This is a genomic window from Sporolactobacillus kofuensis, from assembly GCF_024125425.1.
In the GTDB taxonomy this organism is placed as follows: Bacteria; Bacillota; Bacilli; order Bacillales; family Sporolactobacillaceae; genus Sporolactobacillus; species Sporolactobacillus kofuensis.
In genome coordinates this window covers 40,797-54,404 of record NZ_JAMXWN010000002.1, presented here as the reverse complement: position 1 = coordinate 54,404, position 13,608 = coordinate 40,797, and the positions used below count along the sequence as shown (strand labels likewise).

The window sequence follows — 13,608 nt, the reverse complement described above, 5'->3', positions numbered from 1 at the left end:
GTTTTATCACCCATCTCTTTTACGTTCCCTGTAATTATTCTTGAAGATAAATATCGATCACATTACGATCAGTGAGCAGCTTCTCCACTTCTTCTTTTCGCACATACATGCCCCCAGCCCGGTAACGATTCTTCGTTTGTTCAAAGGGAACTTCAGTACCGTTGATTTCTAGTTTGTTTGTACCCTTTTTTAAGAGATGATAGGCATAGCGTGTTGGTTTCCCAAGGCAGGTGAATTGAACCTTTAACCCATCGTGAACCGCAGATAGAACCGGATCGATAACCACTCCACCATCTTTTCCGCGAATGCCGAGACAGTTGGTTATGAATTGATTCATAAAAATTCCCGGGCCACTTGAGTAAATTCTCCAGCCTCCTTTAACCGTGATGTTGCCTTGACGGAGCTTTTCAAAATCTTTTTGTGCCCCATACCGTGTCTTGAATGCACCATCTGAGCTGCTGAAATAGGTATTCGACTGCCGCAGTCCTGCATTTTTCACGGAATGACTTAAGTTAATGGGATTAATGACGGACAGACCTTCCCATACTTCTTTTGCATCGCCAAGCTTTGCCATTGCCTCAATATAGCGGATGTGTGCATGAACGTACATAAGCCCAATTTCTCTTCCGAAGTTGGCTGCTTGTTCCGCCCGTTGGAAATGTACGCTGACACCGCCACGATACTCCGCGGGCTGACTCATCAAGCGTACACCATCTGGAAATTTTAAGTACTGATTAATTAATCCTACATGCCGTTCTGCCTGCTCCGGTGTAAAAAGCTCCGCAATTATTGATCGCGTCATCGGCAGTAACCGATACTGAATACCTGTCTTTTTATCCTCCGGATGAATGATAAACTCCGTTTTCTGATCATCGGACAGATAAAGAAAGCCGGGAATCACCTTATCTGCCAATATATAGTTGTTAAAATCTTTTTTGATGGCTGCCGATAAACGGCCAAGCTCCTGCGCATAGCTCTTTTCATAGTTCTCCAATACGACACTTAATCGCCGAATTGTCTGATAGGTGAGTGCAACCGTCCAGCTGCTAGCCATATGACGCTTCATATTGGCATCATGGGGCTGTAGTGTGTCGTCCCAATCACCGTTGCCATAGCATGACAAATACGTAGTATTAAGAAAATGATCCGTAATGTACTTGATTTCACGTTTCAAATGGTCGTAAAGTGACTCTTGACCTTCCGAATCGGTAAAACGATGATCACTCCGTTTGGTGTAAGGAATGGATTGATCAAGAATGGAATAATCCCCGGTCGTATAGAGGTAATCGCTCAAAGCCTTCATCGGCCAAACAATAATATCACCGTGACTCTCATCAAACTGAATCTCTGAATAGCGATCGAACATAAACCATTGCGGCCAGTTGCCATCCTCTCGATACTGATGTGCATAGACCTTTTTCAGAATGCTTTTTGCAACGTCATAATGCTGCGACGCCATAAAGAATTCGAACGGTCCCTGACAGACATCACGCGTCCCCCACGCAGCACCTCCATACTGTTCCAGACCATGCGGGGACAGGTAGTGCACGAGCATGTCATAGGTATACCACCAAGCCATCGTTTCCAGTTTGCTCAGTTCCTCGGATAAGGGCGCATTGGAAAGTTCAAAACCATTCAGTATACCGGACAGAAAATCACGATAGCAATCAACTTCCTTGGTTCGATCCATGACAATCCGGCCATCACCTTTTCCCTGAACACTTCCGCAAATCATCAGTTCAAAATGATCGGTCTCATGCGTTTCAAGGATGACTAGCGATGCCGAATCAGAACGTGCCCCTTTTAGGAGCCGCCCCTCATTGTCTAGTTTGAATGGTGTACCGGAAATCCGCATTGAAAAAGTGAGCTCCGGATAGGCGGATCGGATCAATTGATTGTCCTTGTCCGGTGAAAAGTACAAAACATTATCTGACCGTTCCATAATGTACGTTGACTGATACTCACAATCATCCATAAGAATCTGATTGGTCACAAGAAATGCGTATCGTCGCCCTGAAGACGAACCGACATTCAGTTGCACGCTTGGTTCACTGGCTGACGTAAAAAGTGTAATCACGATCGAATCGTCCGGCATAGAATAGATCCATTTGACGTAATTGAACCCGACTTCAAATAAGGATGGCAACGTGAGTAGTCGATAGGCCCCCTCTATTCGGATATAGATCCTCTGCCCTGAAGTCTTTAACACATTGAGCGCATTTCTCGCATTGGACATCATTTTATTCATTGATGTATTCCCAATGACCACTTGAGAATTAAAGATGCCGTACATGAACGCTGTTGTCGCCAGCTGATGGTCCTCAACATGAAGCGTGCGGCCGCTCATCAGAATATGACCATGAGGACGTTCCGTCAGTAGTTCTTTTTGTTTAAGAATGACATGCGACTTCTCGGGTGTGAAGAACGACAGCAATTGTCCATCAACCCGTTCCTCATGTTTTCGTTCTGGATATAATTTATTGATGGCATCCAAACTTAGCGCCTGTGCAGTTAGCGGTACGCCAATATCCTCTGCGTGAGCGAGCGAATCAACGGTCGTATAGGGTGAGGCGTCTTCCCTACTTGACTCCATCCACAACTGCTCAATTTCGTGAATGTTTTTGTGCTGACTTTGCTCTAGGCTACCCTTTAGATCCGGATGAAGTTGTGCAAAGAACACAACAGTTTGCTCTTTACCTTCGAGCTGAATCCTCTCTGACTGTAAGCCGATCATTGCGAATTCATATTGATTAATCTCGCTTGGAAAAACTTCCTGGGTGAGCGCTTCAGGGCTGTTTGTTTCTTTATAGGACAATCCGAAAAACTGAAAGCCATCGGTAAAATAACCTCGGGTATTCGATAACGCCCCTTGCCAAATCGCAGGAAAGTTTCCTTTCTTCTGCGCCTGGTTTTGCCGCGAACCAATAATAAACCCTTGATCGGTTGTCTCCACATAGTGATCAATATACTGTGAGACATACGCCTCATTCGCTTGAACAGCAGCAACATTAGCCAGTCCCAAATCTTGGGTATAGATGATGTCCGTTTGTATATGATTCCCGTTTAGTGTCACGGTCCAGAACCAAACATTCTGATCGGTTAGTGTGAGCAGTACCTGATAATGAACACCTTTAAAAGTTCCCTCCCATCTTCCCTTATTTTCTTTGTATGAGAAAAGGCTTGATGAGCGGATACCCAGCAAAGGAACAAAATCAATACGGTCTTCCTGAAAAACACGCAAATAGATGTTGTTTAACGAACCATCCGGCACATTACTGCGTACCTGATTAACCATCACATCATCATTCATCAGATCAAACACATCTCCGCTTGGGAGAAAGCGAAAGGTTGTCTGACCATTTTTAATCTGCATCAAGTGGCCGTGTTTCTTCATGCATCCATCCCCCCTGTTGCTCTAAAATAAAATGAGTCATTCAGTGTATGCGCACTATCCTGTCCAATCATAAGATTAAAGGTCCCGGTATCACTTTTGAATCGAAGATCGGGGTGCCAATATCGGAGCATTCGCTCAGTGATCTGAAATGCAACGGTCTGCTGCTCGCCAGGCTGCAAATAAATTTTTCTAAAAGATTTTAATTCCTTTAAAGGACGCACAACATCCCCCGCAATGTCTCTAATATACAGTTGCACAACTTCTGCACCGGCAGCATCACCGGTGTTTTTAACATCTATAGACACCCTGATCTCTTCATTAACGGTGATGCTTTTTTTCGACATGCGTAGATTATTGATTTCAAACGATGTATAACTGAGGCCGAAACCGAATGGAAAACGCGCATCATTGGCGCAATCGATATATTTAGAAACATATTTTTTTTCATCTTTGTTTTCTGACTCAGGGCGACCGGTATTATTAGCATTGTAATAAACGGGGATCTGCCCAACGCTTTGCGGAAAGGACATCGTAAGTTTACCGGATGGGTTAACTTTTCCTGTCAGTAACCGGACAATGGCTCGTGCACCTTCCGATCCTGGATACCACGCCTCCAATACTGCGTCAGCATCATCGATGACTTCGCTAAGTTCAAGCGGACGGCCATTAAACAGAATGATCACGATCGGTTTGTTTAATGGTTTCAATAACCGTAGCAATTCTAATTGACACTCGGGTAAGGTGATCTTCGTTCTACTCGCTGCTTCTCCGCTCATTTCCGACGATTCACCAAGAGCAAGAAGAATGAGCTCCGATTCTTCTGCTTTCTGGATTGCTTCACGCAGCAACTTGCTTTTACTTTCCGCTATTTCGCATCCCTTTGCTGTCAACACATTAATGCCCTCAGCGCTGAAAACTTCAGTAAGCGTTTCAGTACGCTTCGGGTCTCCTTGCCAAGACCATGCGCCAAGGAGATCACCGTGATCAGCAAACGGGCCAATAAGCGCCAACTTTTTAGAACTATTGATTGGTAAAATGCCGTTATTTTTAAGGAGAACGCAGCTTTCTTCGGCAGCGCGTCTTGCCCATTCACGATGTGCATGGCAATAGACAAACTTTTGTTCTTGAGCCTCATCAGCTCCTCGGTACGGATTTTCAAAAAGGCCCAGATCATTCTTTAATTTCAAGACATTCCAGACAGCCTGATCAAGGGTACTTTCTTTAATTTCTCCGCTCTCAATCAGTTGACAAAGAGTATTGGGGTAACAAAGCGTCATCATTTCAATATCGACCCCAGCAATCAGTGCTTTTCTCGCTGCTTCCTTTTCATTCTCAGCAACTCCGTGTGGGATCAGTTCACGAACCGCACCCCAATCCGAAATGACAGTTCCGTCAAAATTCCACTCTTCACGGAGGACTTTACGCAATAACCACTGATTTGCCGATGACGGGATACCATCAACCGTATTAAAGGAAGTCATCACCACTTTGCACCCTGCATCAACGGCTGCTTGATAGGCAGGAAGATATTCCTGTCGCATACGGAGCTCAGACAGATCAACAGTGTTATACTCCCGTCCGCCCTCCACAGCCCCATAACCTGCAAAATGCTTCACACAAGCCGCCGTTCTATTGAGATCATCCTTTAGATTATCGCCTTGAAACCCATGGACAAAGGCTGCGGCAAAAACAGAATTCAGATAGGGATCCTCACCTGTTGATTCCATGACACGTCCCCATCTGGGATCTCTAACAAGGTCCACCATAGGGGCAAAAACAACATGAATACCTGACACGGCTGCTTCATGGGCAGCAATCTCCGCTGTTTTTTCCGCAAGTCCAGGATTCCACGTACAGCCAATTGCTAACGGGATCGGAAAAATCGTTTTATATCCATGAATCACATCAGCCATGACAAGTAATGGGATGTGCAATCTGTTGTTCTTAAGCTGGCTATCAATTATTTTCTTCACATTTCTTGTTCCAGTAGCCCCCAACACAGAACCACTGTTTGTCACCAATTCGTCAGTTACACCCATTTCAGCCATAGGTCCAGTTATTGCTCCATTGGTATCGGAATAAAAATCACTTGCCAGTTGAACAAGCTGCCCAATTTTTTCATTAAGACTCATTGTCTGTAAGAGTTCTCTGAGCTTTGATTCCTCCACTATTCATCCTCCTCTCATTTATTGAAACGTTTCACTCGCTTAATTATAAGCGCTTTCATAATTTGAATCAATTCATTTTTAATTAATTATTTAAAGTAATAGGTAGCAAAAGAGTACATACAGCTCCACCATAGAAAAACACGATCAACCGCATCTTGCCTGCAGTTGATCGTGTTTGCACAGAATCTCTTTAACTAACCAATTACCTTTCCCTTCCAAAACCTGCATACCGTTTTGCGCTTTCCCTCATATGCGCATGCGTAACCGTGGCATAGATATGTCTGCCACGCTTGCCTAGCTGTCTGAACGAAAAAGTAAGGGATGCACTATTAATGAAGATGTTGGAAGAAAGGCTTATCATTTGTGTATACTCGAATCTTCCATTTGTGTTGATCATACACAGACTTTTTGATGAATGAGAATTCAATAATAAAATAGCGCAAAAAAATACAAGAATACTATCGAGAATTTCCAGCCCATATTTGAGTATTCATAAAAAAAGATCCCTGCTCGGTTCAAAATCGAACAGAAATCCTATCATACCATTTTCGTTTTCTTCAATAAAAGTCTCCTAAGTAACTAATTACGATACAGCCATTGAGGATTGTTCAGTCTTCATTACCTTTGGCTATCATTTTCTATCCCTTTCACTATAGATATCTCTACTTTATTATTGTACTCTCTGCTTTAATAAATTCTTTTAATTCATCAGCAGAAGGATACGATGCTTGAGTCCCTTTTCGAGTGACACTTAATGCGGCGAAAGCCGTTGCCATTTTTAATGCATCAACAACATCCTTCTGTTCATTCAAGTAATGAGCAAAACATCCGATAAACGAATCACCGGCACCTGTAGTGTCAACTGCTTGAACAGAATACGCAGGAATATGTTTTGTATGACTTTCCGTAACCCAAAGCGATCCTGAATGGCCCAGTGTTACAATGACATTTTTCATTCCCTGATCAATGAGAAGCTTTGCGGCTTTACTTGCTTGCTCTGCTGTTTGAACCGGAAAACCAGTTAGAATCTCCAGTTCGCTCTCATTAGGCATAAAGTAGTCAACATGGCGAATGAGTTCAAAGTTTAGATTTTTTACAGCAGGGGCAGGATTTAAAATAACTGGTATGTTATGGACATTACCGAATTGAATCGCATCATAGACCGTTTCGAGTGGAATTTCTAACTGCAATACAATTAAAGAGCATTTCTTTAATTGATCTGAGGCTTGCTCGATATCATTTGAAGAAAGCTTCTGATTTGCTCCTTTTACTATCAAAATACTGTTTTTTGATGAAGAATCCACAAAAATCGGAGCCACTCCACTGGAAGTTCCAGGAACTTTTTCTACAAAACTAGTGTCAATGCCATAACTTTTCAGATTACTAATAGTACCATCACCAAAAATGTCATCGCCGACCTTAGTGAGCATCATGACTTGAGATCCTAATTTTGCTGCGGCAACCGCTTGATTAGCTCCTTTACCCCCGCAACCCATTTCAAAATTAGGAGCTTCCAGAGTTTCACCTTCCTTAGGCATCCGATCGATATACGTAATTAAATCAACCATATTGGAACCAATAACCGCAATCGTCACTTTGTTTCACCCTCTCATTTTTTTCCAGTAAGGACATGGAAATGTCTCTCTTCCCCGGCATTCAAATATATTAATGATCCCGCCTTCTTTGCAGCGGTAAATCCTTCAGGTCTACATGTGCCCGGCAAGACAAATGCAGCTACCTGCTGATCACTGTTGTATAGCAACCATCGCGTTGCGTATGGAAAGCTATCAGTTGAAAATTCAGTGAAAAAGGTTACATGATCTGGGGACTCTATCTCAAAATGGACATTCTGCCCATATTGATCCAGGTGATCTGCAAAAAACACAATCTCCGGATCATACATCTCTGGATCATCCAGTTTAGATAAGGTGCCTCCCCTTTCAATAATCTCTTTATTATATCTCAGCCATTTTTCTGTCGGTTTTACATGATCAGGTACAGTTGTTCTTAGCAAAAAAGATTGATCTGGGATACTTTGAGTCATGACCGCATCAGCCAAATAGGCATAATTCATGTGGCACATATACTGCAGCGGCATTTCTGATCCAGATAGATTTTTAACATCCATATCGATAGCGATAGACGTTTGATCCTTAAAGAGTGTCACACTTGGTTTGGCTAAATAATGGTGACCAAAACCTTTGACATACTCATAAGTACCGCAGAGTTTTACATAATCAGAGCCCAACTCAATCCAGGCTTCATCCATACTCGCGCAGGGCATCTCACCATGTAACGGATAATCATCTTCAGGTCCTGGGCAGCCATTGCTGAGCAATCCGGAATGGAAAGCAAAGCATCCATAGGTATCCACAATACATTCAGCTTTTTTAGGATATCTAAAAAAATTCTTCATCTTTAAGTCAATATCATCAAAAGTTAGATCCCATATGATCTGCCCAAAATAAGGAAGTATAACGGTTTTTCCTCGAGTATTGATGATCTCGACTGCCTCAATTTCCGTTGGATAGCGAAATAAATTAATAGTAAACGCGTCGCTCTTATATATGGTTGTTTTTATTTCTGAAAAATAGTATTTCTTCAGTTTAATCATTTCCATCTCAAAGACCTCCTTCTTATTCAGAGATGGTTTCATCTACTGTATTGTTTTGTGGTATCATTTTTTTACTATTCTTTAATTCACCAAAAAAATAGATGCTAACATATATGAAACACAGCATTGGCACAATGAATGAGAGTCGCATGGAACCTAGAAGATCAGAAACAAGGCCTTGAATAGCTGGTATGATAGCGCCTCCAATAATAGACATGACTAAGATAGCACCAGCTGTTTCGACATACTTCTTTTCTTTAACGACTTCAAGCGTATGGGCGTAAATGGTTGCCCAGCAAGGGCCAAACATGATGCTGACGCCAATTGCCGCATAAACCGCCGTCATATTAGGCACACACACGACATAGATCAAGAGGATCGAACCAATGCCTGAATAAGCAAGCAGTACTTGATTAGGTGAATAACGCGTCATAAGAAAATTAGCAATAAATTTGCCGACAAAGAAAGCAATAAAGCTATAAATCATGAAAGTTGATGCAGATCGTTCATTAATTTCTGGATTCAATACAAGGGCAAGCCGAATCGTGAATGACCAAACAGTCACTTGCATGCCAACATAAATAAACTGAGCAATAATGCCTCTTTTAAAACGCCGATTATGCGCGAGATATTTTAATGTTTCTCCAATTCCCACCTTAATACGACCTTTTTTCTCTTTATCAACATCCTCTTTAGATTTGCACAGAGGAAATTTTGTCAAGAGAAACAAAATCAATACTGCCAATAAGACAAAAATTAGAAAACGATATGGGGAAAGTGTGTGCTGAAGCATTTTTTCGCCGAATGCATGTGCTTCGGCCGGCGACATATTAGCCATCTGTTTTGCTAGACTTTCGCCTTCGCCAAAAACTAAATACTTCCCAAGTAAAATTCCTAAAATAGAACCAAGTGGATAAAAAGTTTGACTGATATTTAAACGTAACGTTGCATATTTACTTGGTCCAATCATTGAACTATACGTATTCGCAGATGTTTCCAAAAAACTTAAACCAATTGCAATCGCGAAGATGGCAGCCAAAAACATCGTATATGTGGCCATGTGAGAAGCTGGAAAAAATAGAGAACATCCAATAATGTAGAAAGACAATCCTGTTATTATTGCAATTTTATAGCTTGAATTTTTTATAACTAGTGATGCAGGAATCGCAATCAGAAAGTAGCCTCCATAAAATGCGCTTTGCACTAAAGCGCTTGCAAAATCACTCAATGAAAAGACGCTTTTAAACTGGGTAATCAAAATATCATTCAGACTGGCAGCAGCTCCCCACAGAGGAAAAAGCAGCGATACTAATATATATTGAAAAATAGGTGTCCGGCTAAGATAACCATCTTGCAATTGTTGAATTGTCTTTTTTGACATTCATTGCGCCCCCTTTTTTTGATCACCGTTCTTCGTGAATAATTTTCACTCCCGCACTTGCGCCTATCCGTGTTGCACCAGCATGAACCAATTGCTCGACATCGTTTCTCGTGTGAATGCCTCCCGATGCTTTAACACCTAATTGGTTCCCGACCGTTGTTCTCATCAATGCTACGTCTTCAGCCTGTGCACCACCGGTTGAGAATCCTGTTGAGGTTTTTACATAATCGGCACCTGCTTTCATCGCTAGCTCACACGCTTTAACGATTTCTTGACGACTTAATAAGCAGGTTTCAATGATAACTTTAACGATAGCCTTCCCTTTCGCAGCATGAACAACAGCCACTATATCCTTTTCTACAGCCTGATCATCTTTTCCTTTCAGAAGTCCGATCGGAATCACCATATCCAGTTCATCTGCTCCGTTCTCTATTGCCTCTTTAGCCTCAAATGTTTTTACAGCTGTTGTCGTTGCGCCTAATGGGAAACCAATAACCGTACATACTTTAACATCAGAATCTTTAAGTTTTTCCGAAGCTAAAGGAACCCAAAGTGGGTTGACACATACAGAAGCAAAATGATAGGTCTTCGCTTCATCAATCAATTGGAGAATATCTTCCTTTTTTGAATCCGCTTTCAAAAGTGTGTGATCAATTATTTTAGAAATATCCACAATTGCCCCTCCCATACATACAGAGATTAATAGTACATAAGTAAGAATAAACCGTGAATGAACATTTGTAAATACAGAAATTTACTTTTGTTCAAAATCTAACAAACAAAAAAATTTTATTTCTTTTGCAACTATTAATTAATGCTTTTGGGAGTTCCTATTGTGTTCTGCTGCTTGCATTTCTAACAGAGATCTTCCTGTAAATTGATCCGTTATCAAAATATTTGCATATCCTGCAGTTAATGCAGTATGCATAGCCATCAGTTTACGTTTTCCGCCAGCAACAAGAATACTTTTTTCCTTCGTTGATAAATCATCTAATTCAATACCAACCGTACGTTCATTAATACGTTCATTACAAATTTTTCCATAGCGATCAAAGAAGCGTGAACAAATATCACCCACTGCCGAGCGACTTAACGCTTCCTTCTCGTCTTGACTCAAGTAACCAAGATTAAATAGCAATGAATCGTCGCGAACCGTGCCTACTGTGAAGACCACTATATTTGCTTGTTTACCCAATTCAAGGATTTGCTTAATATTGCGATCCTGTTCGACCATCTGCTTCACTTCTGGGCTGTCAAAGATCACAGGCAAAGGCAAATATCGAGCAATCGTGTTAAATGCATCTGCAAAATCTTGAACGATCTCAAAGGAATAATTTTTCAGTCTTGAGTGCGTTACCCCGCCTTTCAACTGTACAACTTCTATTCCCTGTGCATGTGACTTTTTCAACTGAGATGACACTGAGTGCAGCGTCCGTCCCCAAGTTACACCGATAATATCTCCATTCTTCATTGTCTGATTTAAAAATTCTGCTGCAACTCTGCCGATGTGTTTCCGTATTTCCTCATTTTTATTTAACGGGGAGTATGCAATACGAACACTGTCCAAATGATACATTTTTTGTATTTTATCAGAAAGATCATCCATCTCCTCTAATGGATCATAAATATGAATATTAACATAGCCTAGATCTTTTGCTCGTTGCAATAATTTAGACACTGTAGGACGCGAGATTTGTCTTAAGTGAGCAATTTCCTGCTGGCTATAGTTGGATTCATAATAAAGACGAGCGATATCAATACACATACGGTCCTTCTCTCTATCGAGCATTTAATTTTCCTCCATAATCATGTTTGTCTAATTGTATTTGAGGTTGAACCTAATTAATGTCCGCTAATTGAAATTAGCCGATTACTTGCCTTCATTATGCCATATAAACTTAAGCGACAGTTACTAACACAGATTATTTTAAGTTTAGTATCCTGATTATCTGCCAGTATTTGTCTTGCAAAAAAAAATACATTGTGGGTCAATCTCATATTCTGTATATATTTTGATTCCCATACCAGTATCAACATCCCATCCTATGAAAACACGATCAACCGCATCTTGCCTGCAGTTGATCGTGTTTGCACAGAATCTCTTTAACTAACCAATTACCTTTCCCTTCCAAAACCTGCATACCGTTTTGCGCTTTCCCTCATATGTGCATGCGTAACCGTGGCATAAATATGTCCGCCACGCTTGCCTAGCTGTCTGAACGAAAAAGTAAGGGATGCGTGACCAGCATGTTTCTTGGCAATGATCTTTTTCTTTGAATTATAGATCCGTATATAATCGCCTTTCTTTATTCTCCTTACTGTAACCGTATCTCGTTTGTGTCTGTAATTCCGTATCTGAATCTGACTTCTGCTTAATGTTCCGGAAACTTCGCCGCTGAACGAAATGGCTGTTTCGCTGCTTGGTATCCATGAAGGATGCGTATAGGTCAGGTAGATTTTCCCAGATTTTGTTCCTAGCTGTTTCACGGTCAGTATCAGAGTACTTCCACTCGATGTTCCCGAAGCCAGAAGGTGTTTTCCCGAGTTATATGCTTTGACGACGTCACCCGGAGAGAGATTCTTGATATAGATTTTATCTGATTTTCCCCTATTGTTGGTCACTTTGATTTGATTTCTTTCAAGAGGAGCAGTCGTCCTGACGATCTGAGTCGGACCATTACTATCACTCAGATTATAAAATGCCAGATTCAAACCCGCATCATTGGGAATTGCTAGAGATTTTGCCGACATCACCACCGCGCCGCCACCCCGCAAATTCACCGATGATCCATTGTAAATTTTCCGAACGATGTTCGTGAAACCCGATTCACCATGGAACCCATATAAACCGATTGGACTATTGTAGTAGAGTGCTAACCGAAAATCCGTCATAAATTGGCCGAACGATAGATTCGGATTAATATATTTATGGATAAGATCTTGAACAGCCTTATAATTACTATTCGGATCATCAATCAGTTGTTTATAAATCTGGTTTCCCTGACCACTCTGAATCCGTAGATATTCCATAAACAAATAGGAAAGTGCATAATTAGCGAGTGTATCCCCATCATCATCCCAATAAAGTAGCGACTGTCCATCGCTAATCGCCGAATCCGCATTATAATAATCAATCTCATCTTGCAAAGGCGCCCCGGTATATACCTGTTCAGCTGCCATCGCTAGCCCTTCATCCATCCACGTATCCATGGGACTGTGCCCTTCCGCAAGGACATTCTGGCTAAAATTGATGAGATGCTGAAACTCATGCGCCATAGTGGGGTACGCTTCAGTAACATCTTTGGTTGATCCTGTACCCATGGCAGGATAAGTATCCATATATAATATTTCCGAATGATTCGAATCCGTTCCGTTTGTTAGATCATTGGGGTCAAAATAACCGGCAACGTAACCGCCACTCTTATCGAATCCATCCTGAATATCAAAACAAAGAATATTGATCTTGCCGTTGCCATCCACATCCAAAGGATTCCCAAAATTGTCAACGTCCGATGAATAAATGGAGGAGTCAAATTGATCACCGAGCTTGTCTGCATCATCCGAAGAAATTTGATCATTAGCCACCCAAACGTTTGCATGCGTTCCGCTATAATCAAGCCTAAAATTTAATTGGGTATAGGCATTCGTCTCAAGATTCGAGACCCAGAAATTCCGGCTATCGCCAATCTGTTCCGAAGCACGGACCGACCGCGTTAGCATTCTATTTTTTAATAGATGGTCGCCATTTTTTTCAGGGTTGAATGGTTTAACATAATCCAGTTGATAATCTTTATGATTTAGTTCCTTATCTAACACATATCGTTCGTTATTCAATCTGAAACTGTCCGAACTTTCCGATTGATTGCCATTAACCGACTCATTACTGACAAGAATTTGAGCAGTACTTCCCGTTGGTTGTGTATCCGCCAGCGCACCCACAGGAACCAAAAAAGTCATCAGAATGGCCGCAAGCGCTAATCCAATCCCCTTTATCTTTTTCATTTCAGAACCCTTCTCCCAATAGCCAATGATTGTTAATTATAATCTATGA

8 protein-coding genes are annotated in these 13,608 nt (G+C 41.5%); all 8 read right to left on the bottom strand.

Going from position 1 to position 13,608, the window contains the following annotated elements:
- Window positions 1-34: 34 nt before the first annotated feature.
- The 8 genes from NIE32_RS01780 to NIE32_RS01745 all read right to left on the bottom strand — a co-directional run bounded on the left by NIE32_RS01780 (window position 35) and on the right by NIE32_RS01745 (window position 13,559).
- Window positions 35-3,394, bottom strand: coding sequence for a GH36-type glycosyl hydrolase domain-containing protein (locus NIE32_RS01780; protein WP_253052407.1), 3,360 nt, complete (start codon window positions 3,392-3,394; stop codon window positions 35-37).
- A complete protein-coding gene (gene bglX, locus NIE32_RS01775) occupies window positions 3,391-5,562 on the bottom strand; it encodes a beta-glucosidase BglX (RefSeq protein ID WP_253052405.1) in 2,172 nt (723 codons plus the stop codon). The genes NIE32_RS01780 and bglX overlap by 4 nt, the downstream gene beginning before the upstream one ends.
- Before the next feature lie 662 nt (window positions 5,563-6,224).
- Entirely contained in the window at window positions 6,225-7,157 is a 933-nt protein-coding gene (gene rbsK, locus NIE32_RS01770; RefSeq protein WP_253052403.1) for a ribokinase, read from the bottom strand.
- A 14-nt stretch (window positions 7,158-7,171) separates the two neighbouring features.
- Entirely contained in the window at window positions 7,172-8,182 is a 1,011-nt protein-coding gene (locus tag NIE32_RS01765) for an aldose 1-epimerase family protein (RefSeq protein WP_253052401.1), read from the bottom strand.
- 16 nt (window positions 8,183-8,198) lie between these two features.
- Window positions 8,199-9,533: an L-fucose:H+ symporter permease gene (fucP, locus tag NIE32_RS01760; RefSeq protein ID WP_253052399.1), complete on the bottom strand. Its 1,335-nt coding sequence runs from the start codon at window positions 9,531-9,533 to the stop codon at window positions 8,199-8,201.
- A 46-nt stretch (window positions 9,534-9,579) separates the two neighbouring features.
- Window positions 9,580-10,230, bottom strand: a complete 651-nt coding sequence (deoC, locus tag NIE32_RS01755) for a deoxyribose-phosphate aldolase (protein ID WP_253052397.1) — start codon at window positions 10,228-10,230, stop codon at window positions 9,580-9,582.
- A gap of 138 nt (window positions 10,231-10,368) precedes the next feature.
- Entirely contained in the window at window positions 10,369-11,346 is a 978-nt protein-coding gene (gene deoR / locus NIE32_RS01750; protein WP_253052395.1) for a DNA-binding transcriptional repressor DeoR, read from the bottom strand.
- Window positions 11,347-11,672: 326 nt separating this feature from the next.
- Window positions 11,673-13,559, bottom strand: a complete 1,887-nt coding sequence (locus NIE32_RS01745; RefSeq protein WP_253052393.1) for a M30 family zinc metallopeptidase — start codon at window positions 13,557-13,559, stop codon at window positions 11,673-11,675.
- Window positions 13,560-13,608: the final 49 nt, after the last annotated feature.